This window comes from Jeotgalibacillus sp. JSM ZJ347, from assembly GCF_044383825.1.
Lineage (GTDB): Bacteria > Bacillota > Bacilli > Bacillales > Jeotgalibacillaceae > Jeotgalibacillus.
This window is the reverse complement of sequence record NZ_JBISEN010000003.1, coordinates 53,244-77,407: the sequence shown is the minus strand read 5'-3', so window position 1 is coordinate 77,407 and position 24,164 is coordinate 53,244. Positions and strand designations below refer to the sequence as shown.

The following is a 24,164-nucleotide window of genomic DNA, read 5'->3' as shown; positions in this document are numbered from 1 at the left end:
GGACTGTTATGAATCTTCCAATCCGGCTTTCCAAGTCCTCCCGCGAACCGATTTATCATCAGATTGAGCATCAGATTAAAGCACTGATCGCAAGCGGACAATTAACAACAGGAGACCCGCTTCCTTCTATCAGACTGTTAGCAAAAGAACTTGAAATCAGTTCAATTACAATCAGAAGAGCTTATCAAAACCTTGAATACAGCGGGTTCATCCAGACTTCTCAGGGAAAGGGAACATTTGTGGCCGACGTAGACGCTGATATGAAGACGTCAATGGCCAGTCAGGCAGTTGAAGAAGCCATTTTAAAAGCAATTTCTACAGCGCGGCAGCATGAATTAACGAACGATGACATCATCCGTATGGTAGAAACCCTGCTTCAAAAGGAGGATAACCAATGACATTGCCATTAGTGATCAGACAGATCGGGAAATCGATTGATGATTTTCATCTGAACATACCGGAGCTTGCCATTGAAGAAGGCACCATTACAGCGGTCGTCGGAACAAACGGTGCCGGTAAGAGTACATTTTTCAAAATGATTATGAACCTTGTGAAGCAGGATACCGGAGAGATCGAGGTGTTCGGTTATTCCGTAAGAGATGATGCTGACAGTTGGAAGCAGCAGATTGCTTATCAGGCGCAAACGATGACGGGCTGTGACCCTTTCACAGGAGAACAGCTGCGCAATCTGATGGCAGAGCTTTATCCATCGTGGGACGAGGCGCTGTTCAGAAGGTTTTCTGAAAAACTCAATATTCCGTTGAACAAAAAGGTCCAAAAGCTGTCACCCGGCGTCAAGACAAAACTGAACATCGCGCTTAACTTTGGTAAGAATACACCGCTGCTGATTCTTGATGAGCCGACTGCTGCGATGGATATTCCATCAAGAAACTATTTTATTCAGTTCTTACTCGAGCTGATGGAAAAAAGCGATCGAACCGTTTTGATTGCCTCCCATCAGGCTGATGATATAAAAAAACTGGCTGATTATCTTGTATTTATTAACGATGGCAGGGTGTCAAAGCTGCTTGAGAAAGATTCACTCGCCTCCTCCTACCGCCTGTTCTGGTTAAAGGAAGAGCCGCCGTTAAGCAGGATTCCCGGTGAAATCAAGCGGACCTATAAAAAAGTCATATTATCAAATCAGCCTGAGGCTACGATGGCTTACCTTTCTCAACACAACCTGGTCATTGTGGATGAACAAATACCTGAGCTTGAGGATATTATTCAGGAAATTTTAATGGAAGGGGAAATGATCAATGTCTGAAATTGCACTTACCGTTCAAAGCCTTCAAAAGTCATTTAAAGACCAGCAGGTACTTCATGACGTTTCATTTAATGTAAAAAAGGGAGAAATCACTGCCCTTCTCGGTCCAAACGGCGCCGGGAAATCAACGACCATCAGAAGTATCATGGGGATTCTCTATCCGGATCACGGAACAATCAAGTTTCACGGTGAAAAGGAAGGTCAGATTCCGAAGCACAAAATCGGCTACCTCCCTGAAGAACGCGGACTTTATAAAAACGTAAAGATTATGGATATCCTGCTCTACTTTGCAGAGCTCAAGGACTACCCGCTTAAAAAAGCAAAAGAGCGTGCCCTGTCCTATCTGAAGAAGTTTGGTCTTGAAGGAAAAGACAAGGTTTCGATTGAAGAGCTGTCAAAGGGAATGGGACAAAAAGTTCAATTTATTGCTTCCATTATCCATGAACCCGAGCTGCTCATTCTGGATGAGCCGTTCTCAGGTCTTGATCCTGTCAGTCAGGAAGTGTTCAAGGAGGAGATCAGGGAGCTTGCCAGAAACGGTACTGCGATCCTGCTCTCTGCCCACCAGATGAATCTGGTAGAGGAAATGGCAGACCGTCTGATTATGATTCATAAAGGCCGTGAAGTCATCAGCGGGACAATGGATGACGTCAAAAGAGAATACGCAAGCTTTAAATGTACAATTCACGGTCAAAATGAAGAGAAAAAACTGCAGTCGATCCCTTATGTGAACCGGGTTGAACAGCAGGACAATGTGTCTGTTCTTTTCCTGGATCAGAATCTGAAACCGGCAGAGTGGATCCGCAAGCTGCCTGTAGACATTCACATTGAGGAATTCAGACTGGACCGGATTTCGCTGCATGAAATCTTTATTGATGTTGCCTCAGACCGGACACTTGCAGCAGAGGAGGAAGAAAAATATGCGTAACAGCTTAAAAGTCGCCCGCTGGGAATTCAAGCGAAATGTTAAAAATAAGTCATTTGTGATCTCACTTCTTTTAACACCAGTGCTTTTCATCTTATTTGCTACCCTGCCGACGCTATTATCAGGCTCCGGTGATGACCCAGACCCTGTCAATATTGCTGTATCAGATCCATCAGGTATCTGGTCAGAACAAATTGAACCTTTCGTCAACAGCGCAGATCTGAATTGGGAAACGAGTGTTGTCAATTCCTCTCCTGATGAATGGGAAGCAGGATTGGAAGAAGACGAAAGCGCGGTGTACCTTGCGCTTGATGAGGATGCCCTTCGTAATGGACAGATCACCTATTATACAACAGAGGAAACACCTGACTCATTTGCAAGTGAAGTCCAGCTGCTTGCAGCTCCTCTGCAGCAGCTGAATTTGCAAAATGCGGGATTATCTGAAGAACAGATGGCTGCTGTGGCAACCGGCATTCAGTTTGATGGCCAGGAGCTGGGGACTGAACAGGCGTCAGCTGATTCAGGTCTGAATGAATTAGCCCGGATTATACCAGGTGCATTCGCCGGTTTGATCTTATTCTCGATCGTGATGACCGGAATGATGATCTTCCAGAGTGCTTCACAGGAAAAGAAGGAAAAGGTTTCTGAGATTGTCCTTTCTTCTCTGACACCAAGTGACCTGATGCAGGGTAAAATTATCGGCTACTTCTGGCTTGGTATGCTTCAGGTTGGCGTATGGCTCCTGATTGCATTCCCGTTTGCCGTCTGGAGATTTAACGACCTGCCGATTATGAAATACCTGTTTGTACCGGAGCTTGCCCTGCTGATTGTGATTGCGTTAATTGGTTACCTGTTATTCGCCGCTCTGTTTGTAGGACTCGGCGCAACAATAGAAGATATGAGTTCAACAAGTAACTTCCAGGGTCTCGTGATGATGCTTCCGTTTTCACCGATTATTCTGATTGGACCTGTCCTATCTGACCCAAATGGGCTCGCAGCACAGGTGGGAAGCTATATCCCATTCACCTCTCCTGCCGTACTGATTATGAGATTATCAATGCTTGAGGAATGGCCATGGGTTGAAATCGCAATCGGCATGACGATTCTGGTCCTGTCAGTATGGCTCTTCATGAAGCTTGCCGGAAAGATTTTCGAAGTCGGCATTCTGCTGTATGGGAAGAATGCTTCGATTGGTGATATGGTGAAATGGGTTCGATCTTAAGTTAGTCATATCGCGTTACAGGAGGCTGGGACAGATGTTGTCTCAGCCTTCTGTAATACTTTAAAAGCTCTTATACACCTCGCCTATAAGCCCTTCCATCTGATGCTTCCCAGTATCTGCATTTGTCATGATGACGATTCCGTTTTTCTCATGCGGATATGCCACCATCATGCATTGAAAGCCCATCCCCCATCCAAGAGAAGAAATTTCAACTGATTGACCCACACCCTCTAAAAATAATCCAAGCCCCGCCCAGTCGTTACTTTCCTGCGGACTGATCATCGCCTCCGCAGCATCTGAAGTTAGACCAATTCTACTTTCACCCCGCAGTGCATTCATGAATTCAATTAACAAAGCGGCTAAATCTTCAGATGTTGTCCATAATCCTGATGCAGCAGGATAAGGATAGACCGGGTAACGCCCCAGCACTATTTCTTCCTTTCTATTGTGTCCGGAAGCAAAACATCCCTTTTCTGAAATAACGGCCGGAAATGCACTGTGGTTCATATTCAATGGTTCAAAAATATGTTCTTTCACTACTTTTTCAAAAGGTTCCCCTGTGATATCTTCAATCAGCAGCTGGATCATGCAATACCCCGCATCCGAATACTGAAAGTCACTGCCAGGCTCATATTTTACTTTAACCGGCTCCCGGCAGTAAGGGGTTCTGCCTGCCAAAACGTCAGCCATTGAAGGAGCCCGGTCTCCAGCATTCAGTTCAGAGAAACTGCCTTCTGGATCAGTAACTCCTGACTGATGACTCAGTAAATAACGAAGTGTAACCTCATATTCATTAGAGGGAACTCTCCAGGACACAAGATAGTTATTCACATCCTCATCGAGATCAATCAAGCCCTGTGAACTTAACTTCATCACAAGAACCGACGTTAGAAACTTACTGATTGAACAGGCATTAAAGATCGTATCACGCTGAACCTCCCGCTCTGTTCCGGCTTCAAGCAAGCCAAAATAATCAGTGCTCAGCGCACCATTCCTGATAGTCGCAATACTCATTCCCGGTACGTAATGATGCTTCATTCTTTCATTAATAGTTATACGTGAAAGCGCCATTTGTCAGCCTCACTTTTCATTTATACTTATTGCATGCTTCTTAAAATAAATTTTATTCATAGTCACGAACAATTAAATCAGACGAAACCGGCTTTCTGCCAATCTCACGCGACCAGACAGATAACTGTCCGATATGATGAATCTCATGAGTGATCAGGTGACTGATCACCTTTTCGTATGTAAAAGAATGAACCTTCCCATTCCTGCTGGTGATCTGAATGCTTTTGTTTTCAATTCCATCGCTCCATGCTGAAAGTGTTCGCTGTGTGATGTCTCTGGTGAAATCCGAATACACAATGATCTCTTCTAACGTACTGATCATTTCCCTTGGTTCATAAGTGACCGGTTCCTTGGCCAGGTAGTTCATCCACAGAAGCTCACAGTCAATCATATGGACCAGATTCTGAAACAGACTGCCCATCCCGCCTGTACGCTCTGCATGCAGCTCTTCTTCCGGCAGAGATTTGCACCATACAAACCACTCTTCCCGCACCTGCCAGTTATATAAAAATAAATCAATCACATGACCTGCTCCTTTTTGTAAAAGATTGGTTTTATTTTACCTTATTGGCTGTGCGTTTGGTATAATTTGTTTAATAGTACTTATGGAGGTGTCACGCATATCTGATGAAACATCATCCAAAAGCACGAAGTATTCAGCAGAAATACAGAAAAAAGGTTAAATACAATAAAGAGAAGAATCAGCATACAATTAGAACGACTGTAATTGTTTTCAGTTTGATTCTGATTGCGCTAATACAGTGGCGTTATGACGATTCACCCGAACCTACTTTAGCAATTGGTCCAGAGTACAGGTGGTTTGAAGCAGTACCGGAAATTGATGCAATGTTAAAGACGAGGTATATGGAATATAAAGGCGTTGCACTTGATTTTAATCCTGAACCAACAAAGTTCATTTTGAAAACATCGTTTGAGAAATCAGCCTTGAATGTCGAGGACCGTCTAACAGAGCTTGTTCATGTGACGAACGATTTATTAATGAACTCAGGAGACATACCCATAGATGAAACTTACGTCATCATCGTGAGAGGGGAAAATCAGGAAGAGTTGATAAATAAAACGTTTAATGGCAAGTAGCTCAGGCGCTTCATCTGTTCTTGAGCATCTTGAAAATACTTATATTACAACCTCTCTATCATCTAACTAAATAAGGAGCGTGACTGTGATGATTCTTGTCGTTTTATTCATCTGCGCATTTGGTATCTGGATCTACTTTAAATACGAGGTTCAATCAATGAGCCTGCTTAGCCGGCTGCTGGCCAAGGGCTGGGATGGTGTGAATGCGGAGGAATCACGGTATATCCGCTGCTCGGGTTGTGATGGTGTAATTAAGAGAGGACACACGACGCCTTATTGTGTAACATGCAGACGGTTTACTTAAGTTACATGTCTGGAGACCGACAATGACGATCAGATATATTGCGATTTTGATCTTAGGGTTTATCATGACGTATTTTATTCCAGGGGATTTATTTGAGCATCCAAATATTTGGGTTGGTTTATTGATGAGGCTCTGTGCTGCTTTGATATTCTTGTTTTTAACGTGGCTACTGCAGCCTAATCCCTCGGAAGAAAAATCAGAATAAAAGGAATGAGCACAGACCTCCCCGTTCATTCCTTTTTCCACCATTTTCATTTTCCTAATGCTAGGAAAAAAGAATTAACTATAAAAGCGGTGAAATCATTCACTAATCAGCACCTGCTTTTTATATCTGCAATGAATAATGCATTTAAAAATAAAAATACAGATGGTCAGTAACACATCAAAAAATCACCATAGCTGCCACTCCAAGTATAACAGTCTTTAGCGTAAGCCATATTCCAAACATGACGATACCAGGCAGAATGGTGATATAGTTTCCAAATGGCAAAAAGATGGATCGGATCGCCCCTGAGCTTGATCATGAAAAAATCGTTTTAACCTGACCTATCGCTATATATGCCAAGCCTTTATATGACAAGAAATAGAAGTGTATTTCATTTGAAAATCATCTGAAGATATAAAAAGCTCCTTCATTAACTTCCTAAATACTCTGAAAATATTTCATTGAAGTCGGGTTCACTTTTAAAATAATGTTCTCCAAAATTATAACCATTCATACGATACTCTCCGTTTTTAGATTTTAGTTTTACCATCCATGAATATCCTTCTTTTTCTTCTGCTGACGGAATTTCCTCTAGCTCCATCTTTTCCAACTCTGCTGAAAAATTGTTTATTGCAGCCTGTTCAGAAATTACTACGCTTTCGCCTGTAGCTCCGTTTACAATTTCCACTTCAGTTATGTCGCTAAAAGAAGCAGTATAGACGTCAGACAGATGTAATTCTTCAGATTGAGAGAAATTCAAATTTCCGCAGGCAATCAACAATAGCCTGCGGAAACAATAGCCAAAGAATAAATTTTCTTCACGTTACTACCTCCTGCATGTATATTAATTGAACTTCTACTCTTTATTCCAAATACGCATCAGCCAGTTCTTCACGTATATATCTAGCCATACCGGTTTTCAGCTTCCGGAAGCCCAGCTTCTTATAAAAACCTTCATTCCCTGTTGTAGCTATTAACTGGACACAGGAAACCGTACGAAATTCCACCATTAATTCCTCAACTAATATCCGCGCAATGCCTCTCCCTTGAAAATCTTTATGTACAACCACATCATAAATAGCCGCGTTAAAAATACCATCTGACAGGGCCCTGGAAAAACCGATCATTCTAGACTCTTCAAATGCAAAGATATGGTGAGTACTGGCTTCAAACACTTTTCTGATCGTACCCTCATCATGTTTCATCCAGCCGACAGACTGATAAATTTCTTTTATAGTTGAGATGTCCTGCTCTTCCAGGTCATATTTTATTAAAACCACACCTTTGACCTCCTTTGATTAAGTATGGGTGTCAGCTATAGAAGCACTCACTCCCTGATAAGCACCTGCTTTTTAAGTCTGCGATTCACAAAGAAATTAAAAATGATCATACAGATCGTCAGCAATACACCAAAAAACAAAATCATCATAGCGGCTATTCCAACCCACCCGATCGTGACAGAAAGAATCAGGTTATGAAGCAGCACAGAAGTAACGAAGGTTAAAGCAGCAACATGGCAAGGAGCAATTCTTTTCCATAATAAGATCAGCAGCACAACAAGGAATAGAGAAACGAGTGCGTACATCAAGGTTTCATCAGATGAAAAGCCGAACCTGAATTGTCCTGTATCAGGTCCTCTGCGGGGATATGCGGTTTCGTAGAATGTGAATGCTGTGAAAATCAGTCCTGACAATAATGCAGTAACAAACACAACCCAGTTTGTTCTTTTGATCTCTATGCGATTCATTCAGACCCCTCCACTTATTTGGTTAACATTTCTCCTTTTTCATCAAAACTATGGTACGCTTAAATCAACTAAAATTATCCATATACCTATACTATGCTGTTTAATATTTGAAATAGCAAACATCGTTTAATATCTGGCTTTTCAAAAAAGGGGGATACAATGAGAAATTTATTGTTGATTGGAGTAGTTTTTGTTGTCTTAGGTGTCTATTTCTATATGGAAAATCAGGCGAGAAGTTCTTCCTATACTACACCTGAAGAGGCGGTATTTAATACATCAGATCCTTCTTTAGAGGTACAGCAGCTCATTGAGACAAAAACCTATGATCAGACTGCGTACGTGTTTTTCTACACCCAGGTTGGTGAAGAAGAAGGAAATTATTTGGCAGTGGCCAAAGTGAATAAAAATGAAGATGGATGGCGACTGGAAGAGGCGGTTGGACTCGGGGACATGAATCAGCGGCAGGAAGGTTCCGCTACTGGCACAGATCACTTTATTGCTGCTTACGCCAGTCCGAAAACTGCACGGGTTACATATGGACCTTATGAAGCTGAAGAAATTGACCTGGACCATAACCTGATCAGATTATTTTTTCTGCACGGCTTAGAGGAGGGCTTAGAAAGCGATGATCAGTTCAGTTATTTTGATGAGAGTGGAAATGAACTGCCTCAACAATAAAAAAATCAGCCTTTCCGCATTAATGAAAATAGATGATGAGGTAGTGGAACAACCATTCAATCCATTACCTCATGATTTGCTCTCTTCACCCTCACACTATAATGCCTCATGCTTTTCGGAATGCCTTTGATCTCAAACACACCTTCATATACCAGACTTCTCACCCTGTACTCTAAAAACATCACATTCACCACATCATCAATACGCCCTAATGCTTCCCCAATGATTCTGGCTGCTTTGACAAACCCGTCTTCCTGATCGTCAGTCGCTTTCTCACAGGCAGCTATGATGATTGAGTCATAGTAGTTTTCATTGACAGCCTGAATCTGCTGATCCTTCCAGACCCTTAACGTGCCGCCCAGTCCTGAGAGCGACTCCCACTCAAGTTCATAGCGCTCTCTTTCTTCTTGCGTTAAAGGTTTGATGGCTTTTTCAAGATAGATCTGCTGCAGGTTTTCCGGTTCAAGTCCACCAGTATGCCGTTGAAACTCCTCAAGCGTTTCATTGGGAAACAGCTCTCTAAATGCGCTGGTAGAGTTGATCAGGTAAACAGGATTCTCTTTTGCACGCATGACATACAAAAAGTAACGCACACCCGTCTGTTCATCTGCGTTATCAGCACTCCACAACACAATTGGCACCTCTTTTGGGATATCCACGATTTCTTTTAAAGCTTTCGCAAACCGCTTTTCATATTCATTCTCATAATATTCATCCTCTACATTCATATGGTCCTTTAACCATTCAAAGCGCTGCTTCTGACCGTTGGTTTGGTGAAGGTAACTGATGGGTCCATCACCAAAGAAGTCAGGAAACCCAATCACTTTCTGATGGCGATCAAGTCCAACTTTCAGTGAACCTGCCGGAGATTCACCACAGACGAGATGAACGGTTTGATACGGTCTTTCAACGTATGTATGCTGATTCTTTGCCATACGGAGAACCTCCTGCTGCCAATGAACCAACTCATCGATCACTTTCTGATGGTCCCCAACCTGCTCATGAATCATCTGGATGCGGATCATGGACTGCAGCAGCACACTCTTTGCGTGCTCTTCTGATAAGTGTTCGATTGCTTTTTTGATATCGTCGATCATTTGCATCACCCTTTTTAAAGTAAATTGAAGCGAACTTATAGCTTTCTGAACAAAGTATCCGCGATAAACTGTAAAGCATCGCTGATTTGTCCCACTTCATAGGCGATGACCGATAATATGATTAATAGAGCAATACTTCCTATGTAAATCATGCTTTTATCAAGTTTATTCATGGTTGACCTCCTGAAGCTGAATTTCCCTTTGTTAGTTACTTAATCTCTCTATTTTCCAGACTGGATTTTGACGCCGGCGCTGAAGTACTAAGGATCTTATAATAAGAAAACATAATTGTAGCAAGACCAATTCCGAACAGCACGCCTCCGGCAACAATGAAGTTTTGAATATAGCTCTCTATGGCAATGAGGTACTTCGCTGTGTCTGCACTGCCTTGTTGCATTAACCAAACCTCAGCAAGCGCTGTTCCAAAATTCACGCTGAAAAACAGCAGAATCAAACCAACCATAACGCTCATCATACTGAAAACAATTAAACTATTTAACTTTTCTCTAGTCATGTGGCTCTCCTTTTCCATTTAGGCAGTAAATTATGTCATAATATTCTTATTATAAATGAAATTGTATAGCATTTGAGGGTTAAAATGGAAATAACATTAAAGTGATTTCACGTAAAGGAGGAGAGAGTGTGCCGTATAACGTTATATCGATCATAGGGGTTTTTATCGTTATGATGATGATAGGAGGCTTCCTAAACATCATGTTGAATACGACTGCCAGAAAACATTGGATGGGGCTGATCTTTTTCAGCATGATTTTTTCAATGGTCTTTACAGCCATGTTGAATGCTGGTTGAGCAGTGAAAAAAATACTCCCACACCATTTGCTCGAGGAAGCGGATGATGTGGGAGTTGATTCTGCCAAAAGGTCAGTATTGAACGCTGCCGGAAACCAGGCTTTTGCGCCGGTATACACTTAAGACGATTCCAATCAGAAATGCATTAAACAGCGTCGGCATCAAGCCATAGCTGATAAATGGCAGTGAAATTGACGTTAGTGGCAGCAGGCCAAGCATCATTGCGATATTATAGACGAACTGAACAATAAAAAGCGTCATGCTGCCTACCAGAAGCAACTTGCCAAATGAGGAGTTCATATATTTGGTGATCATGATCATTCTGACAGCGAAAAGCGACAGAACCACAACAAGAACCATCGCAAATGCATAACCGTAGTAAAACGTCATTGTGGCAAATACAAAGTCGGTATGTGCAGAAGGGATAAACCGAAAACCATCAGTTGTACCAAACCACCCTGCTGAAGAGAATACCTCTTGCAAACGTAGGTATATATAGCCTGCACTATCTGCATGCTCTTCAGGGTAGAGATACCCAACCAGCCGCTGCATTTGATATTCTTCTGTCCTAAAGAAGAACAGCAATCCTACTGATGCGATTAACACGAATGAAACAACAGTCATCATCAGCTTATTTTTCTTACTGAATTGACTCCACCACAACATCACAAATACCATCACAGTATAGATCAATGCAGTTGAAAGGTTAGGTATTGAAAAGAATAAATAGAGTGAGAAAATGTACAATAGTGCAATCTGCCAAATTTTCATCTTTGGATTGTTGAAGAAAGATGCCCAGGCTAAAAAGAAGAATGGCAGTGCCATTAAGCTTTCAATTGTTATTGCGCCAAACGCGATAAACGATTGTCCATTAATCATAGTAGTTGGAAAAGTCCTTAACACCAGTAAAAGTACTACACCAATTATATAAAATAGCCATCCCAACCGCTCAATCTTCCGGTAATCAAACAGCATTATGCCAATAGCTACCGCAATACCAAGCAGCACAATAATGATCTTACTCAGCAGAAAAGCCTCTGTATAATCAAGGGCAAAAATCGGAAGAAAACCAAACCCCAATGCAGCTGCCAAAAGCGTCATCAGCATCCAGTCAACTTTAGGCTTATGCAGCTTATTCAGATCCTGCCCCAGCCTGACAGGACTACCCATTTGCTCAACCGCCTTTTCCTCGGCTGTTTCATCACTGAAACCCTTCTCCTGCCAAAAACGCTTCGCCTTCTTCAGGTGAAATGATAACTCAGCAGTGACAAACGCTTTTGCTTCCTTTGATTTAATATGACCTGCTACCTCTTTTAAAAAATGATCTTCACGTTTATTCACTGCCGCCTCACTCCTGTGTCAATTCTTTCAGTTCAAACCGCTTCTTACCAGCTGATTTCTCTGATTTTTGCAGTATCTTTTTCCCTTTATTGTTCAGAAGGTAATATTTTGCGCCATCATGATCCCAGCCTGATCTGATCAGCTGATCCTGTTCCATGCGGTGCAGCAGAGTATAAAGCGCACCTTCATTTCCTTCAAAAGACTGAATACCTCTTCCGCGCAGCAGCTGAGACAAATCATAGCCTGTCTTTTCATGAGCGAGCAGCTGCATAACTGCTAATAGAATATCTTCTTCTCTTTCACTGGACTGGGCGATTTTTTCGTGTACCTTTTTACGAATCTGATCGGAAAAATCCAACTCTTTAAAGGTGGTCTGCTCCATTGATTTCCGCAGCCTTTTCAACCGTTCCTCCATCACATCATTCCTCCAGTTCTTCCTTCAGAAGCTCCTTGGCTCTTCTGAGTCTTGTTTTCACCGTATTCTCTTTTACCTCAATGCATGAAGCAATCTCTTTGATTGGCAATTCTTCGAAATAAAACAGATAGATGACTTCACGGTACTGAATGGGTAAGTTCATTACAGCTTCAGCCAGCACATGATCTTCTTCATTCCGGATGACGGTCTGCTCCACCCCGCTTTCCTTTTCAACGGCGGCCCCAGGTTCTCTTTCTGTTACAGTCACCTTTTTGTGATACCAGCTTTTGACGTAATCCTTACAATGGTTCATCGCAATTCTCCACAACCACGTCCTCAGCTTCGCTTGTCCTTTGTATGTATGAAGAGACTGATAGCATTTCACGAATATGTCCTGCGTCAGGTCCTCTGCAATCTCTTTGTTATGTACGTATGAATAAACCAGCTGTAAGATTTCCTGTCCATACCGGGTCATGATCTCATCCATCACAGCTGCTTTATCTTCTATGTCAAACATTTCCGCTATCGATTCATCCACTTCAGTGCCCCCTTTCGAATTAATAGACGACGCAAGGTGCTGAAAAGTTTTTAAGTTTATGGCTTTTTAAAAGTTGGCTGTTGATTTCCGCTACAGGGGGACGCTTTCCGTGGCCGGGTGGTGAGCCAGCAGGCTTCGCCATGCTCCGTCTCACCTGTCCCTTCCTGCCACAGGAGTCGCCCCCTTCCGCTCCAATCAACAGCTGTGCAAAAACAACAATGGACTTCAACAAAGCGTATAAAAAAGACGCACACGCCAAATCATTCGATTCGCATTGTACGTCCCGTCACTTTAATTGAATCAATATGTTTTATTGCTCCTTCAACACTGAATACTTCTGGTACGATTTATAATAACTGATGCTAAATAGCACAACCAGGATTAAAGGCAACAGCTTTAAAAGAACAAATGGTGTTTCAAATAGCAGGGCCTTCCAGAATAACGAGCCATTCATGCTCCAAAGTCCCTCATGATATAATCCCGAATCACTGTAAAGCAGGAAGGAAAACACCAGACACATCGCCCCCAGCCAAAATGAATACGTCATTAACCTCTTATAATAACTGCCCGTTGACTCACGATCAGAGAAGATTTCATTTTGCCCATCATCTTCTTTTTGCCAGTATCTGATGCCGCTCATCCAGGATCCGTTCATGTAGCTCCAGCCGAAATCCTCATAAGTTGCTTTGTATTCTTCAAGCTTGTGCTTTGATAAACGATCCTGATAGTCAAGGCGCATCACATAGTTCCTGTCAGTTTTTTCGAAAGTATAGAAGCCTGATGAGCTGATATTTGTGCAGCGATAACCTTTTTGCAGCTGCTCATTCAGCCACTTTTCTTCTTTCTCCACATCAAAAAAGAATTTAAATTTTTTCACTGATTTCACTTCCTTCATACAGGGATATAATATGCAAAAGCCTCTCCTGCTCTGCCTGCAAAACGGATATGCCCTCTGCAGTAACTTTATAAATCCTTCTGCGTCCTTCACTGCCAATCGGTTCAATCCAGCCGTGTTTACTTAAGTTTTCTATCGCGCCATATAACGTACCGGCAGCTAAAATCACGGCACCATTACTCATCTTTTCTATCTCCTGCATGACGGCATAACCGTGGCGCGGCTCACGCAGTGCCAATAAAATGTAATGCATCGTCTCAGACAATGGTAATAATTTATGTTTCATACTCTCACCCTTTACTCAGTCAGACTATATAGTTCAACTTAGTAATTATGTTAATACAGTTGAACTATATAGTCAAACAGAATTTTGTCAGAGAAGAAATTTTTAACAATCATTACTTTCACGCTCAAATACCATACAATGAAAGAACAAAAATTAAATGAATGACCCTGAGTTAGAAACAAATTTCACACAATTCGTTCTGATTATATAAACAAGAATCATGGTTTTCAGTTCAGGAAGTATCTTGGTATGAAAGAAATTTTTTGAAACAATTGCTAGAAGTATTACGTATTTTAATTAGGTCAGAACATATTGAATTAAGAATTGAAGGGAGTTTTTTGATGGAGCGTCAGGAAGTGATCCGGCTCGAACATGTAACGAAACGATTTGGGGATAAGCTCGTGTTGGAGGATATTGATCTGTCTGTGTATGAAGGGGACATTATTGGATATATCGGACCGAATGGAGCAGGGAAAAGTACCACGGTTAAAATGATGCTCGGGCTTGTAGATGGGTACGAGGGCAATATCATGATCTTCGGGGAAAACCTGAAAAATCAGGATCATACATATAAAAGAAGGATCGGATACGTTCCGGAAAATGCGGAGCTCTATGATTCGCTGACTGCACAGGAATACCTCGCATTTATTGCAGGACTATACGGTCTTGAAGAAGATTTGGCCCGTGTGAAAGCGCATCGTTTGATGATGAAGTTTGAGATTGATCATGCGATGCATGCCAGGCTATCCTCTTTTTCTAAAGGAATGAGGCAAAAGGTCCTTATTATTTCAAGCCTGCTGCACAATCCGGATGTTTTATTTCTCGATGAACCGCTGAGTGGACTGGATGCGAACAGTATGCTGATTGTAAGAGAGATTCTCGCTCAGCTGTCGGCACAGGGAAAAACGATTTTTTACTCTTCTCATATCATGGATATCGTAGAAAAGATCAGTAACCGGATTGTGCTGATTTCAGGTGGGCATATTGCTGCTGACGGGACCTTTGATGAACTGAAGGAGCAGAATCAGAAGGGATCTCTTCAGGATATATTCAATAGTCTTACCGGCTTCAATCAGCATAAGGAAATTGCAGCCGATTTCGTTGCCATCGTTCAGGAGGAATCGGCATGAACGATTTCGCCACGCTCAGACTGCTGGACCGTTTCGCGCCTCTTTTCAGGCGAGCGGGTATCGATTACCCAATGCTCCGGCTGATTCTTGGCATGAAACTGACGATGGATACAAGAAGGGTCCCGACGGTTTTCACCCAATCAAAGGTAAAGGAAGGGAAAAACTATTTTATCCGCTCGCTTTGGCTGTATGCGCTATATGGACTTGCGGTCATTCCGTTTTTGTTTATTGATGACTACTTTTTTCAACTGAGCATTATTTTCGGCATTCTCATGTTCATTTTAATGACTTCAATGATCTCTGATTTTTCATCTGTTCTGCTTGATGTCAGAGACCGTAATATGATGATGCCAAAGCCGGTTGATCAACGCACGTTCAGTACGGCCAAAATGCTTCATATTACATTGTATATGTCACTGTTAACGATTGCGACGACAGGTATTCCACTGTTTGTCTCACTCTATGTGAATGGTTTCGGATTTTTCCTGCTGCTTCTGGCAGAGCTGATCCTTTTGAACTTTCTTATTTTGATGATGACTGCACTCGTTTACTTTGCGATTCTGCAATTTTTCGACGGCGAAAAATTAAAAAACGTCATTAATTTCATGCAGATTGCTTTATCACTCGGAATCATTATTGGTTATCAGCTTGTGGCACGCTCTTTTCAATTTTCAGAGCTGGATTGGACATTCACCCCGGTCTGGTGGCAGCTTTTCACCCCGCCTGTCTGGTTTGGTGCACTGCACGAAGCGCTTCTGAATGGGGAACGGAGTTTATTTGTTCTCGTGCTGGCGGGATTAGCTGTGATTACTCCTGTGGTTGCCATGATGCTTTACGTCAAAATGATCCCGGCATTCGAATCCTCTCTTCACAAGCTTTCTACAGTTGAGCAGGGGAAAGAAAAGCGGATCAATCGTGTGAAGCAGGCTTTTCTTCGCTTCATTGCGCCGGATCAGGAGGAGAGAAATTTTATGAACTTCTCTTTTGCAATGATGAAAAATGAACGTGAATTCAAGCTGAAGGTTTACCCTCAGGTCGGCTTTACATTTGTGATTCCGTTTCTGTTTATGTTTACGACAACTGAAAGCGGCTCTTTTGAAGCGGTGAGAGAAGGCAGCTCCTACTATTTGTTTTATTTCACGCTGCTGGTAATCCCGACTGTCATTTCGATGGTGAAATATTCAGGAGCTTATAAAGGATCCTGGATCTATGGGGTGATGCCTTTGAAAGATCGGCTGTTAATTGACAGAGGTTTGACGAAAAGTGTGCTGGTGATGTTTTATCTGCCCGTGATGCTGATTTTAGCACCGGTTTTCATCTGGATTTTCTCCGGGAGAATCTGGCTGGACCTTGTCGTGATCATTGCGACTGCGATTCTTTATGCGGCGATCTGCACACTCGTACTCAACGGAAAAAGCCTGCCGTTCAGTCAGCCTTTCTCCGTCTCACAGCATCAGGAGGGCATCAAGGCTTTTGTGATGATGCTTGTTATCGGTGGCTTTTGTCTGGTACATGTCCTGTTTAACAACTGGGCATGGGATCTTGAGATTTATGCCGTGATTCTGTTGATTGCCCTTCTGTTGGTGTGGACATTTGGATTCAGAAGGAACCGGGTTGAAGCGTGAATAAATTGGTGACAACTCCCACACAATTCGTTTGGATTAACAAAATTGCGTGGGAGTTGGTTCACCATCTCTTTTTTGCGCTGGCAACAATTTATTTTAAAAGGTGGATTAAATACACATGAAGGAAGTTCCAACATACATCTATGACTTCATTAACGCCGTGATTTTTTTCGTTTTGGCTATTGTACTTTCTCAATTTAATTTTAATTTTTATATTACTATGATCATTTTCGGTACAGGCGCGCTGTTTTATTTATTCCGTGGGATTTATTACTTTCGGAAAGCAGCAAATAGTGAGTGACGTTTGGAGTGAATGCCCCTGTGTCAGAAGCAACTCCCACGCAATTCATTTAGCTTATATAAACAAGTAAAATTGGGTAAGAATTGTGTTCAACACAGGAACAACTTCAAAATGACATGCGTTCACACAGTAATCATCATGAGGTTTTTCTTTTATCTATCAGCAATCCAGCGATTAATCCAAGTAATATATTGGTGATTAAAATCGGGTTTACCGGTTCTACACTATTGATTAGAATAAATGTTAAAATCCCTGCAACAAACGCAAATAATATAGCATTCAAAGACAACAAAATCCCTCCTTCACACGATCAATTATTGACCGATAGATCATAACTATCCAGCACGTATTTTACTGTAAACCCAACAGATTTGTACAGATTGATTGCCGCTGTATTCTCAGCTGATACACAGATCGTAATCTCATCAATGCCCGGGTATGAGAAAAGCTTTTCCAACGCAGCGATGATCAGCTCTTTTCCAATTCCTTGACCTCTGAATTCCGGTGAAACGGCAACATACTCAATATTTCCTTCTCCATGCTCAGGGTTCGCTTCTATGTATACATAGCCTTTTATTTTCGACTCATTTTCACTGATCACGAGCAGATGATGATTGTGATTTAGTCTGTTTAATATAGAGTCCGCATTGTAATAGGTCTTTGGAAAAACTTCGTTATGTAAACCAGCAAATGAATCATAGAACACTTTGTCTATTGAAGCTGAAGTCGTGATGGATTCATTAGCAAATGTCATTCTTGTGATATTAAGCACCTGATCTGCGCCTGAATATTGAGCGTTATTTTGTAAGGCAAATTCTTTTGCAAATGTATTGTTTTGATTAATAAAAAAGCTGCAGGACTTAACCTTTTCAGGTATGTTAAGCATCAATTTGTTCCATAATGCCTGTGCAACATCCGGATTTTCATCCGTGACAAATGGTCCCCATATATCCGCATAGCCCCCATCCAAATCTACATCCAACCCAATCGCACCAACGATATCAGATTGATCATATGCAACTGCAAACGAAACTTGTAATGCTAAATCAGAAAAGTCATTCATTAAAGTATCGTATATTTCTTCATGCTGTTCTCCACAAAATCCTACATGACTTCTGCTTTGTGTGTTCATTTTTTCAAGATAAACAGATAATTCTTTTGCATCGTTTGGTGAAATGATTTTAACGTTCATTGTAATCTCCTTTGATTCATTGACCCTGTGTCAGATATAAATGTCTGTCCGGGGATTAAGAGTAGTCCAACTCAAAATATTCACTAAGCGAGCATATCCGCCCTTCCTGATCCCATTGATGATACGCCTCAAACACTGCCAGAATATCATGCTGAAAACGGACTTCCACCAGATGTTTCACATACAGGTAACTTCTCCAGTAATCGAACATGATACTTGATAAGCTGGATGTGTACGAACCGCTACCGAACTGGTCAATTGAGCGGTTTCCGTATTCCCCTGAAAACACATCTACCAACTCTTCCTCAACTGCTGTAATCTCGCTAAATTCCTTTTCAGTTAAAAGAAACTTTCTAGATAAATACTCGCACATACCTTCCTCAAACCAAATGCCGTCTTCACGCTCGTCATCAAAGTCATCAAGAAACAGATCAGAGTGATGCGTTAACTCGTGGCCCAGGATTTGCAGAATGTGATTCTCTGAAAGCTCCTCATAAAAACGCTCGATGTGCGGAAGGTCTTTCCCGTCTAATTGCTGCACAAAAAGCCTTCTCCAGTTCGCTGTGTCAGGGGTAATGTATATTGTATTTTTACTTGTAAACGCTGGAATTGGAATGTCAGAAAACACAGTGGTGGCTGCTTCTGCTGATGTCCATACAATTCCTTTTGGCTGATCAAGTAACAGATAGTCTTTTTCCAGTACGTCCTGATATTCTCCGAGCCGCGTGCTAAAATGTTGGATAATGTCTTTATATTTTTCATATTCTTTTAAGTCTTCAAAAGCATAGATGTGTTTCATATTAAACAACCCTTCTTTTAGGTAATCAGGAGGAAGCTTAACGGAAATGCAGTTCACACAAAAATCGTTCGACACCTGGATATTTTTCTCCTAGACTGGTGGTCTTGAATCCGTATTTCTCATAAAACGCGACTGCGTCTTTATCTGTTTCTGCAAATATATAATCTATCGGGTATAGGTCACTCATATACCTGATCATTTCGCTCGCAATTCCATTTTCTCTCATTATTGGAGAGACGGCTATATGCTTGATTTCACAAAGATGAGGATTATTAATTTCCACGCCTATGCATCCAACGGTTTCTCCCTCAAACTCGAATCCATATAGCTCTCTATTTTGAGATTGAATGTACTTCACATATTCCTTTTCAACGTTAGAAGTGGCATAGGATAGTAACTCTTTCATTGGAACGCTTTTATCCTTTGAAACAATTTTTTTCAAGTGAACAACCTCCGCAATACTTCCTGTTCGCTGAATTATACACTGTAAATATAATGATATAATTAGAAATTTTAACCTTTTTATAAAAGCTGTTGGAAAATACTGTTCAATGTCAGTATAAATTCGGTGAGGCCTTAACTTAAAAAGATGTTGTACAAAATAACGACAATGATGATAAGAATGACAATGCCCCCGCCTATTGTAGGGGTTCCGTACAATGTTCGATTAAAGCTATCTTCGGTTTGAATTTTGCTTTCGTTTTCCTTATCGTCTTTATGCATCACTGTACACGCCCTTTTCTGTTATTCACGTGAATGACAAACGCTTAAACTCACATTAGCCTTACACCAATAACTCAGCCTTCAATATACTAAGGTTCTGTTCATAAAAAGATCTGTTTTTCTCAATCCCACGCCTTTGGCACCAGCCAATACTATTAAAAGCATCAGTGAAACGGTAGAATTCCAGCACATGATCCAGGTCTATCAGCGGACGGATACTCCGGTAGCCATCCTGATACGCCTGATTAAGTGATGGGTCCAGACTTAAAAAATCCCGATGAATTTTTGAGAAGTCCATTTCTGTTGCACCAAAACGGACGCTTTCAAAATCAATGGCACCCATGACGCGGTCATCCTTTACTAATATGTTAGCCGGACGGAAATCCATATGGATGAAAGCAGGTCCATCCGGTGCCGGAAGCTCACTTTTCATTTCAATATATTTTTGAATGGAATGTTCATATAAGGAAGGGTTAACTACCTTTTTCGTATCCTCTGCAAAGCCATAAAACATGCGATCCATGAACGCCGACCATTGCGGAAATTCATTGTCTATATGAATGAGGTCCATTCCAGCGGGCGGCTGAATGGCATGCATCGACGCATGATAAATACCCGTTTCATAAGCAAGCGCAGTTGAAAGCTTTGGCGTAAGAGGCTCACCTTCAAGCTCCGACAGCAGCAGCGCACCAGCTGTGTCGTCATCTCCCTCCCAGACATCCAGCAGGCGCGGCACTGAAATCTGCCCTTCAAGTATGCTGTATGCTTCAATTTCTCTGCGAAACTTCAATTCACTGAACGGAATCTTTATGTATACTGTTTCCCCGTTTAATAGAACCACTTTATGTACAGTTGAGCTGTGCGAATCGGCTACATCACTGATTGACTGAGTGAATAAGCCGAAGTGTTTGATGATGGTGGTTAGTGTCATATTTTATGTGTCCTTTCTGATAGGTCATGAGTACATAGAGGCTGGGACAGACCCCAACTTCAGCATTTTACATCCAATTCACTCCATATAAGCTCTGAATCAAAGCCATATAGAGAACCATGACAATACTGAAGCTGATAAAAAGCCCGATCATCCCTCTATAGCGATCTGTTTTTCGAAACGCCATGATCAGTATGAACAATACGGTGGCTGTCACAGCGTAAAACACAAAAAACATGGCATATACAGTGAACGGTCCCACATACAAACTGAGGACTGACAGCTGCAGCAAGAAAGCGGCTATGGCGCCCGCTGCCCACTTCGACCGCCCTTTCACCGCCGCCATATTCCAAATCGCAAAGATCAGTAACACAGCAACAAGTGCGTAATAACTCCATTCGAACACCCAGAAAAGACGCTCTTCATGAACAGCTAACTGATATCCCACGACAAATAACGGCAGCATAGGAGCATCAGCCAGGCGTTTGTTTGAATTCTACTTGCTTCAGTCATATCGGTTCTCCCCTCCCGATTACTCCGGCTTTTCCACAATCACTTCTCCATTCTCGTCCAGCAGCGGCGTTAATCCTCCGCTCTGTCCCATCCACGTATGCATATAATGCACACCTGTTTTCTTATCAACCAAAACGGTTATTCTTCCGTAATCAGGTATACTTTGAAATGATTTAACTGCAAAACGATCAACTTCTTCATAATGATTCCCACGAAACATCACTTTTCATCACCTCATTGATTTCACTTATTTTCTACCAACTGTCATGAATCACTATCCTGCAGCCATTCCAAATAAAGCACCCGGTCCTCCGGAAATGCCAGGGGCAGCTGTCCAATTTCATCTGCACTTTTCCACGCGATCTCATGGATCAGTTCATCCGGATCCTGAATCACTGCACGCCCGCCTGTGCATGTGACAGCATAATAATGAACCAGCACCTCAAACCCTTCAAGTAGGGTTTCCTTTTTATAAATAGAGGCTTTCACCTTCGTCGTATAGCCGGTTTCCTCGAAAATTTCTCTTACACAGCATTCCTCAAAAGTCTCAGTTTTCTCTTTACCACCAGATGGAACCGTCCACTTCTGATCCTCACCCGGTGCTGCCTGCAACACCATTAACAATTCATTACGGTCATTCACACAGACGCCCGCCGCTCCCTGCCAGCTCTTCATTATAACCCTCTTTTCGATGTAGTAATATCTACCATTATAACAGTTTTCTGAAAATTGATCTTTATCTAAATGGCATCTACAGCTGGGGAGAAAAAAGAGCAATTTGAAGGAATCAGTCCGGGGTTTGATCAAGGGGTATATTGAATATAAGCATAATATCCAGCGGAAATTGAAATGAATAAAGTAAATCAACAAAAAAGAAGCTATTCCATGATACTTGAACAGCTTCTTTTCACCTTCATTATTCTCCAATTTCAATCGCAACATTATGTCTAGCACTATCCTGATTCGTCCATGTAACCACAGTACCCGGGGCAACCGTAATGTCTTCACTGAATTCATAGTCTGCGATATCTAACTCGATACTACCTTCAATTTCTGCACCCTCTTCAACTGTAACCGTCATTTTCATTACAGGGTGCGGATCACAGTGAATATTGTAAATGCCTTCTTCCTGAAATGTGAAAACAGCCGTTTCACCTTGTGCTAAAAGTGGTGACGCTACATCTTCTGTTACAACATTCTCTTCTTCAGTCCCGTTGGCACTTTCCGTATCATCCGTTGTTTCTTCCTGGTTCATTTCCTGATCACTTTCTTCTGTAGCTTCTTCATGATCCATCTCTTGATCATGCTCTGTTTCGGTCTCTTCTGTTGCTTCTTCTTCGTTTGTCATGGTATCTTCTGCAGTTTCAGTTGTCTCTGTATCACCATCGGACATGTCTGCCGGTTCAGAGGAATCATTCGCATTACACCCTACGAGCAATACCGTGAAAACCAACAATAAAAGCAAAGGAAAGAACAAACGTTTTTGTGTCTTTTTCATATTTCCCACCCTTTCCAGGTTGTATTAATAAGTAAACGAAGAGTAAGTGAAAAAAGATCAGTTATTTGTTAATATTTCAGAAATTTTATTTCTGGAGCTTTTTATTCTGCTATTTTCAGTATGATCATATGCCATACTGTTGTTAGGTTGTCTATTTTATATATGAATTCACGATGAAAGATTGCTGTGCTGAATATCACTGCAGAAGGTAAATCATAACAGTCTGCAGCACTTATAGGGAGATGATAAAAAATGGCTGCACAATTAAAAGACATTTATACAAAGGATTTTTTGTTGAATTTCAGTAGAAAAGTCCAATCGGTATACCCTGCTTTTTATCAAGCAGACTTTATTAATTCAATCATGGATGAAACATGGGACGAGCTGGCACTCAAGGCTCGCACCCGCAGAATATCAGAGAAGCTGGGAGAATTTTTGCCAGACAAATATGAAGATGCGTTAGACGTATTGTTTAACATTGCGGATGATTGTGTGGGGTTCCCCTACCTGTTCTTCCCGGATTTTGTAGCTGTCTACGGACAGGCAGAAGAACATTGGGATCTATCAATGACAGCACTTGAAAACTTCACGCAGAAATCATCTGCTGAGTTCGCCATCAGACCATTTTTACTGCGTGACCCTGACAAAGTCATGAATCAAATGACCACATGGGCAAAGCACCCCAATGAGCACGTCCGGCGATTGGCCAGTGAAGGCTGCCGGCCCCGTCTTCCGTGGGGTGAGTCACTGCCTATGTTCAAAAAGGATCCGACGCCTGTTTTGTCTGTTTTAGAGATTCTCAAAGAAGACGCTTTGTTATATGTTCGCAAAAGTGTCGCCAACAACCTGAATGACATCTCAAAGGATCACCCTGACCTTGTACTTGAAACAGCGCGCCAGTGGACAGGTAAAAATCCTGATACAGACTGGATCATCAGACATGGCTGCCGAACATTAATCAAACACGTAAATCCTGAAGCGATGGCATTATTCGGTTATGCAATGGAAACGACCCTCACTAACCATGCTTCAATCTCAGCACAGCCTGACGCATTGACAATAGGTGAGAAATGCGAGCTCCATTATCAATTGACGATCCGGCCGGGTGAACCCGTATATCTCCGGGTAGAATATGCAATCGACTTTATCAAAACCAAGGGACAGACAAGCCGCAAATCCTTTCTCCTGTCGAATAAAACGGTATCCGGTGGTGCACACCTTACAGGAACACGAACTCACAACTGGTCAGATCTGACGACTCGCCGCCACTATCCAGGCGAACATCGCATTGTGCTTTTGGTTAATGGGCAGGAGGTTGCTGATACTGTGTTGGATATACGTCAGCAAACAGATGAATAAAGTATTTTAAGTGTCCCTGTGTCAGAAACAAATCACACACAATTTATTCTGGTTATATAAACAATTGAACTTGTATTCAGCATAGAGAAACTGAGCTAAATTTTTTACCCCTCTTCAAAAAAATTCAAGTAAAAAGAGCCCTTGCAATGGCATGGGCTCCTTCCTATGGTTGTACCAAATTAAACATAATCTCT

Annotated in this window: 34 protein-coding genes; 12 read left to right on the top strand and 22 right to left on the bottom strand. The window is 41.9% G+C overall.

Features of this window, described 5'->3' with window-relative positions; genetic code table 11:
* Positions 1-8: 8 nt before the first annotated feature.
* The 4 genes from ACH6CZ_RS11260 to ACH6CZ_RS11245 are packed head-to-tail and all read left to right on the top strand — an operon-like array spanning position 9 to position 3,414.
* Entirely contained in the window at positions 9-398 is a 390-nt protein-coding gene (locus ACH6CZ_RS11260; protein WP_374097548.1) for a GntR family transcriptional regulator, read from the top strand.
* A complete protein-coding gene (locus ACH6CZ_RS11255) occupies positions 395-1,267 on the top strand; it encodes an ATP-binding cassette domain-containing protein (protein WP_374097547.1) in 873 nt (290 codons plus the stop codon). Before ACH6CZ_RS11260 ends, ACH6CZ_RS11255 begins: the two co-directional genes overlap by 4 nt.
* Positions 1,260-2,195: an ABC transporter ATP-binding protein gene (locus ACH6CZ_RS11250; protein WP_374097546.1), complete on the top strand. Its 936-nt coding sequence runs from the start codon at positions 1,260-1,262 to the stop codon at positions 2,193-2,195. Before ACH6CZ_RS11255 ends, ACH6CZ_RS11250 begins: the two co-directional genes overlap by 8 nt.
* The gene (locus ACH6CZ_RS11245) at positions 2,188-3,414 is read left to right on the top strand and encodes an ABC transporter permease (protein ID WP_374097545.1); all 1,227 of its coding nucleotides are present in this window, start codon (positions 2,188-2,190) and stop codon (positions 3,412-3,414) included. The genes ACH6CZ_RS11250 and ACH6CZ_RS11245 overlap by 8 nt, the downstream gene beginning before the upstream one ends.
* Before the next feature lie 60 nt (positions 3,415-3,474).
* Here the strand turns inward: ACH6CZ_RS11245 and ACH6CZ_RS11240 are convergent, their stop codons facing one another.
* The gene (locus ACH6CZ_RS11240; protein WP_374097544.1) at positions 3,475-4,485 is read right to left on the bottom strand and encodes a serine hydrolase domain-containing protein; all 1,011 of its coding nucleotides are present in this window, start codon (positions 4,483-4,485) and stop codon (positions 3,475-3,477) included.
* A 52-nt stretch (positions 4,486-4,537) separates the two neighbouring features.
* Complete coding sequence (locus ACH6CZ_RS11235) at positions 4,538-5,008, bottom strand: DinB family protein (protein ID WP_374097543.1); 471 nt, start codon at positions 5,006-5,008, stop codon at positions 4,538-4,540.
* Between the two features lie 104 nt (positions 5,009-5,112).
* Between ACH6CZ_RS11235 and ACH6CZ_RS11230 the strand changes: the two genes are divergently transcribed.
* The 3 genes from ACH6CZ_RS11230 to ACH6CZ_RS11220 all read left to right on the top strand — a co-directional run bounded on the left by ACH6CZ_RS11230 (position 5,113) and on the right by ACH6CZ_RS11220 (position 6,092).
* Entirely contained in the window at positions 5,113-5,583 is a 471-nt protein-coding gene (locus tag ACH6CZ_RS11230) for a hypothetical protein (RefSeq protein WP_374097542.1), read from the top strand.
* 88 nt (positions 5,584-5,671) lie between these two features.
* On the top strand, positions 5,672-5,887 hold the full coding sequence (locus tag ACH6CZ_RS11225) for a hypothetical protein (protein WP_374097541.1): 216 nt from the start codon (positions 5,672-5,674) through the stop codon (positions 5,885-5,887).
* A gap of 22 nt (positions 5,888-5,909) precedes the next feature.
* Positions 5,910-6,092 (top strand): hypothetical protein, encoded by a 183-nt coding sequence (locus ACH6CZ_RS11220; RefSeq protein ID WP_374097540.1) that lies wholly within the window; start codon positions 5,910-5,912, stop codon positions 6,090-6,092.
* 430 nt (positions 6,093-6,522) lie between these two features.
* Here the strand turns inward: ACH6CZ_RS11220 and ACH6CZ_RS11215 are convergent, their stop codons facing one another.
* The 3 genes from ACH6CZ_RS11215 to ACH6CZ_RS11205 form a co-directional block, all read right to left on the bottom strand.
* On the bottom strand, positions 6,523-6,870 hold the full coding sequence (locus ACH6CZ_RS11215) for a hypothetical protein (RefSeq protein WP_374097539.1): 348 nt from the start codon (positions 6,868-6,870) through the stop codon (positions 6,523-6,525).
* Positions 6,871-6,955: 85 nt separating this feature from the next.
* A complete protein-coding gene (locus tag ACH6CZ_RS11210; protein ID WP_374097538.1) occupies positions 6,956-7,372 on the bottom strand; it encodes a GNAT family N-acetyltransferase in 417 nt (138 codons plus the stop codon).
* Positions 7,373-7,419: 47 nt separating this feature from the next.
* A complete protein-coding gene (locus tag ACH6CZ_RS11205) occupies positions 7,420-7,839 on the bottom strand; it encodes a hypothetical protein (RefSeq protein ID WP_374097537.1) in 420 nt (139 codons plus the stop codon).
* A 159-nt stretch (positions 7,840-7,998) separates the two neighbouring features.
* On the opposite strand from ACH6CZ_RS11205, the gene ACH6CZ_RS11200 reads away from it, so the two are divergent.
* Entirely contained in the window at positions 7,999-8,517 is a 519-nt protein-coding gene (locus ACH6CZ_RS11200) for a hypothetical protein (RefSeq protein ID WP_374097536.1), read from the top strand.
* 56 nt (positions 8,518-8,573) lie between these two features.
* On the opposite strand, the gene ACH6CZ_RS11195 is transcribed toward ACH6CZ_RS11200, so the two are convergent.
* Genes ACH6CZ_RS11195 through ACH6CZ_RS11185 form a run of 3 tightly spaced genes read right to left on the bottom strand, consistent with a single transcriptional unit; the run spans position 8,574 to position 10,128 of the window.
* On the bottom strand, positions 8,574-9,614 hold the full coding sequence (locus tag ACH6CZ_RS11195; protein ID WP_374097535.1) for a DUF1835 domain-containing protein: 1,041 nt from the start codon (positions 9,612-9,614) through the stop codon (positions 8,574-8,576).
* A gap of 35 nt (positions 9,615-9,649) precedes the next feature.
* The gene (locus ACH6CZ_RS11190; RefSeq protein ID WP_374097534.1) at positions 9,650-9,787 is read right to left on the bottom strand and encodes a hypothetical protein; all 138 of its coding nucleotides are present in this window, start codon (positions 9,785-9,787) and stop codon (positions 9,650-9,652) included.
* 35 nt (positions 9,788-9,822) lie between these two features.
* Positions 9,823-10,128 (bottom strand): hypothetical protein, encoded by a 306-nt coding sequence (locus tag ACH6CZ_RS11185; protein ID WP_374097533.1) that lies wholly within the window; start codon positions 10,126-10,128, stop codon positions 9,823-9,825.
* Positions 10,129-10,256: 128 nt separating this feature from the next.
* Between ACH6CZ_RS11185 and ACH6CZ_RS11180 the strand changes: the two genes are divergently transcribed.
* Positions 10,257-10,424, top strand: a complete 168-nt coding sequence (locus ACH6CZ_RS11180) for a hypothetical protein (protein WP_374097532.1) — start codon at positions 10,257-10,259, stop codon at positions 10,422-10,424.
* Between the two features lie 72 nt (positions 10,425-10,496).
* Here the strand turns inward: ACH6CZ_RS11180 and ACH6CZ_RS11175 are convergent, their stop codons facing one another.
* The 5 genes from ACH6CZ_RS11175 to ACH6CZ_RS11155 all read right to left on the bottom strand — a co-directional run bounded on the left by ACH6CZ_RS11175 (position 10,497) and on the right by ACH6CZ_RS11155 (position 13,899).
* Positions 10,497-11,765, bottom strand: a complete 1,269-nt coding sequence (locus ACH6CZ_RS11175) for an FtsW/RodA/SpoVE family cell cycle protein (RefSeq protein ID WP_374097531.1) — start codon at positions 11,763-11,765, stop codon at positions 10,497-10,499.
* Between the two features lie 7 nt (positions 11,766-11,772).
* Complete coding sequence (locus tag ACH6CZ_RS11170) at positions 11,773-12,180, bottom strand: PadR family transcriptional regulator (RefSeq protein WP_374097530.1); 408 nt, start codon at positions 12,178-12,180, stop codon at positions 11,773-11,775.
* Positions 12,181-12,184: 4 nt separating this feature from the next.
* Positions 12,185-12,718: a sigma-70 family RNA polymerase sigma factor gene (locus tag ACH6CZ_RS11165; RefSeq protein WP_374097529.1), complete on the bottom strand. Its 534-nt coding sequence runs from the start codon at positions 12,716-12,718 to the stop codon at positions 12,185-12,187.
* Between the two features lie 310 nt (positions 12,719-13,028).
* Positions 13,029-13,595: a DUF2812 domain-containing protein gene (locus ACH6CZ_RS11160; RefSeq protein WP_374097528.1), complete on the bottom strand. Its 567-nt coding sequence runs from the start codon at positions 13,593-13,595 to the stop codon at positions 13,029-13,031.
* Positions 13,582-13,899: a PadR family transcriptional regulator gene (locus ACH6CZ_RS11155; protein ID WP_374097527.1), complete on the bottom strand. Its 318-nt coding sequence runs from the start codon at positions 13,897-13,899 to the stop codon at positions 13,582-13,584. The genes ACH6CZ_RS11160 and ACH6CZ_RS11155 overlap by 14 nt, the downstream gene beginning before the upstream one ends.
* 341 nt (positions 13,900-14,240) lie before the next feature.
* Between ACH6CZ_RS11155 and ACH6CZ_RS11150 the strand changes: the two genes are divergently transcribed.
* Both ACH6CZ_RS11150 and ACH6CZ_RS11145 read left to right on the top strand, forming a co-directional pair.
* Positions 14,241-15,029, top strand: a complete 789-nt coding sequence (locus ACH6CZ_RS11150; protein ID WP_374097526.1) for an ABC transporter ATP-binding protein — start codon at positions 14,241-14,243, stop codon at positions 15,027-15,029.
* A complete protein-coding gene (locus tag ACH6CZ_RS11145) occupies positions 15,026-16,654 on the top strand; it encodes a hypothetical protein (RefSeq protein ID WP_374097525.1) in 1,629 nt (542 codons plus the stop codon). The genes ACH6CZ_RS11150 and ACH6CZ_RS11145 overlap by 4 nt, the downstream gene beginning before the upstream one ends.
* A 437-nt stretch (positions 16,655-17,091) precedes the next feature.
* On the opposite strand, the gene ACH6CZ_RS11140 is transcribed toward ACH6CZ_RS11145, so the two are convergent.
* From ACH6CZ_RS11140 to ACH6CZ_RS11100, 9 genes are all read right to left on the bottom strand, one after another.
* Positions 17,092-17,244: a hypothetical protein gene (locus tag ACH6CZ_RS11140; protein WP_374097524.1), complete on the bottom strand. Its 153-nt coding sequence runs from the start codon at positions 17,242-17,244 to the stop codon at positions 17,092-17,094.
* A gap of 21 nt (positions 17,245-17,265) precedes the next feature.
* On the bottom strand, positions 17,266-18,147 hold the full coding sequence (locus tag ACH6CZ_RS11135) for a GNAT family N-acetyltransferase (RefSeq protein WP_374097523.1): 882 nt from the start codon (positions 18,145-18,147) through the stop codon (positions 17,266-17,268).
* Between the two features lie 55 nt (positions 18,148-18,202).
* Positions 18,203-18,946, bottom strand: coding sequence for a hypothetical protein (locus tag ACH6CZ_RS11130; RefSeq protein ID WP_374097522.1), 744 nt, complete (start codon positions 18,944-18,946; stop codon positions 18,203-18,205).
* A 37-nt stretch (positions 18,947-18,983) separates the two neighbouring features.
* Positions 18,984-19,388 carry a GNAT family N-acetyltransferase gene (locus ACH6CZ_RS11125; RefSeq protein WP_374097521.1) on the bottom strand — a complete coding sequence of 135 codons (405 nt, stop codon included), beginning with the start codon at positions 19,386-19,388 and terminating at the stop codon, positions 18,984-18,986.
* 342 nt (positions 19,389-19,730) lie between these two features.
* The gene (locus ACH6CZ_RS11120) at positions 19,731-20,600 is read right to left on the bottom strand and encodes a phosphotransferase family protein (protein WP_374097520.1); all 870 of its coding nucleotides are present in this window, start codon (positions 20,598-20,600) and stop codon (positions 19,731-19,733) included.
* A gap of 67 nt (positions 20,601-20,667) precedes the next feature.
* Positions 20,668-21,066 carry a hypothetical protein gene (locus tag ACH6CZ_RS11115; RefSeq protein ID WP_374097519.1) on the bottom strand — a complete coding sequence of 133 codons (399 nt, stop codon included), beginning with the start codon at positions 21,064-21,066 and terminating at the stop codon, positions 20,668-20,670.
* Between the two features lie 66 nt (positions 21,067-21,132).
* Entirely contained in the window at positions 21,133-21,333 is a 201-nt protein-coding gene (locus ACH6CZ_RS11110) for a DUF6440 family protein (protein ID WP_374097518.1), read from the bottom strand.
* 44 nt (positions 21,334-21,377) lie between these two features.
* Positions 21,378-21,788 carry an NUDIX hydrolase gene (locus ACH6CZ_RS11105; RefSeq protein ID WP_374097517.1) on the bottom strand — a complete coding sequence of 137 codons (411 nt, stop codon included), beginning with the start codon at positions 21,786-21,788 and terminating at the stop codon, positions 21,378-21,380.
* Positions 21,789-22,029: 241 nt separating this feature from the next.
* Positions 22,030-22,611 carry a plastocyanin/azurin family copper-binding protein gene (locus tag ACH6CZ_RS11100; RefSeq protein WP_374097516.1) on the bottom strand — a complete coding sequence of 194 codons (582 nt, stop codon included), beginning with the start codon at positions 22,609-22,611 and terminating at the stop codon, positions 22,030-22,032.
* A gap of 252 nt (positions 22,612-22,863) precedes the next feature.
* Here ACH6CZ_RS11100 and ACH6CZ_RS11095 point away from each other — a divergent pair, with 252 nt between their 5' ends.
* The gene (locus tag ACH6CZ_RS11095) at positions 22,864-23,970 is read left to right on the top strand and encodes a DNA alkylation repair protein (protein WP_374097515.1); all 1,107 of its coding nucleotides are present in this window, start codon (positions 22,864-22,866) and stop codon (positions 23,968-23,970) included.
* The last annotated feature ends 194 nt before the right edge of the window (positions 23,971-24,164 follow it).

Bases quoted from the DNA above. Each gene is read 5' to 3' on its own strand.
- ACH6CZ_RS11105 (WP_374097517.1), bottom strand. From the start codon at position 21,788: ATGAAGAGCTGGCAGGGAGCGGCGGGCGTCTGTGTGAATGACCGTAAT.
- ACH6CZ_RS11115 (WP_374097519.1), bottom strand. From the start codon at position 21,066: ATGCTGCCGTTATTTGTCGTGGGATATCAGTTAGCTGTTCATGAAGAG.
- ACH6CZ_RS11150 (WP_374097526.1), top strand. From the start codon at position 14,241: ATGGAGCGTCAGGAAGTGATCCGGCTCGAACATGTAACGAAACGATTT.
- ACH6CZ_RS11170 (WP_374097530.1), bottom strand. From the start codon at position 12,180: ATGGAGGAACGGTTGAAAAGGCTGCGGAAATCAATGGAGCAGACCACC.
- ACH6CZ_RS11110 (WP_374097518.1), bottom strand. From the start codon at position 21,333: ATGTTTCGTGGGAATCATTATGAAGAAGTTGATCGTTTTGCAGTTAAA.
- ACH6CZ_RS11230 (WP_374097542.1), top strand. From the start codon at position 5,113: ATGAAACATCATCCAAAAGCACGAAGTATTCAGCAGAAATACAGAAAA.
- ACH6CZ_RS11155 (WP_374097527.1), bottom strand. From the start codon at position 13,899: ATGAAACATAAATTATTACCATTGTCTGAGACGATGCATTACATTTTA.
- ACH6CZ_RS11100 (WP_374097516.1), bottom strand. From the start codon at position 22,611: ATGAAAAAGACACAAAAACGTTTGTTCTTTCCTTTGCTTTTATTGTTG.
- ACH6CZ_RS11130 (WP_374097522.1), bottom strand. From the start codon at position 18,946: ATGAAACACATCTATGCTTTTGAAGACTTAAAAGAATATGAAAAATAT.
- ACH6CZ_RS11225 (WP_374097541.1), top strand. From the start codon at position 5,672: ATGATTCTTGTCGTTTTATTCATCTGCGCATTTGGTATCTGGATCTAC.
- ACH6CZ_RS11260 (WP_374097548.1), top strand. From the start codon at position 9: ATGAATCTTCCAATCCGGCTTTCCAAGTCCTCCCGCGAACCGATTTAT.
- ACH6CZ_RS11135 (WP_374097523.1), bottom strand. From the start codon at position 18,147: ATGAACGTTAAAATCATTTCACCAAACGATGCAAAAGAATTATCTGTT.
- ACH6CZ_RS11195 (WP_374097535.1), bottom strand. From the start codon at position 9,614: ATGATCGACGATATCAAAAAAGCAATCGAACACTTATCAGAAGAGCAC.
- ACH6CZ_RS11245 (WP_374097545.1), top strand. From the start codon at position 2,188: ATGCGTAACAGCTTAAAAGTCGCCCGCTGGGAATTCAAGCGAAATGTT.
- ACH6CZ_RS11205 (WP_374097537.1), bottom strand. From the start codon at position 7,839: ATGAATCGCATAGAGATCAAAAGAACAAACTGGGTTGTGTTTGTTACT.
- ACH6CZ_RS11200 (WP_374097536.1), top strand. From the start codon at position 7,999: ATGAGAAATTTATTGTTGATTGGAGTAGTTTTTGTTGTCTTAGGTGTC.
- ACH6CZ_RS11190 (WP_374097534.1), bottom strand. From the start codon at position 9,787: ATGAATAAACTTGATAAAAGCATGATTTACATAGGAAGTATTGCTCTA.
- ACH6CZ_RS11240 (WP_374097544.1), bottom strand. From the start codon at position 4,485: ATGGCGCTTTCACGTATAACTATTAATGAAAGAATGAAGCATCATTAC.
- ACH6CZ_RS11120 (WP_374097520.1), bottom strand. From the start codon at position 20,600: ATGACACTAACCACCATCATCAAACACTTCGGCTTATTCACTCAGTCA.
- ACH6CZ_RS11220 (WP_374097540.1), top strand. From the start codon at position 5,910: ATGACGATCAGATATATTGCGATTTTGATCTTAGGGTTTATCATGACG.
- ACH6CZ_RS11185 (WP_374097533.1), bottom strand. From the start codon at position 10,128: ATGACTAGAGAAAAGTTAAATAGTTTAATTGTTTTCAGTATGATGAGC.
- ACH6CZ_RS11250 (WP_374097546.1), top strand. From the start codon at position 1,260: ATGTCTGAAATTGCACTTACCGTTCAAAGCCTTCAAAAGTCATTTAAA.
- ACH6CZ_RS11255 (WP_374097547.1), top strand. From the start codon at position 395: ATGACATTGCCATTAGTGATCAGACAGATCGGGAAATCGATTGATGAT.
- ACH6CZ_RS11145 (WP_374097525.1), top strand. From the start codon at position 15,026: ATGAACGATTTCGCCACGCTCAGACTGCTGGACCGTTTCGCGCCTCTT.
- ACH6CZ_RS11095 (WP_374097515.1), top strand. From the start codon at position 22,864: ATGGCTGCACAATTAAAAGACATTTATACAAAGGATTTTTTGTTGAAT.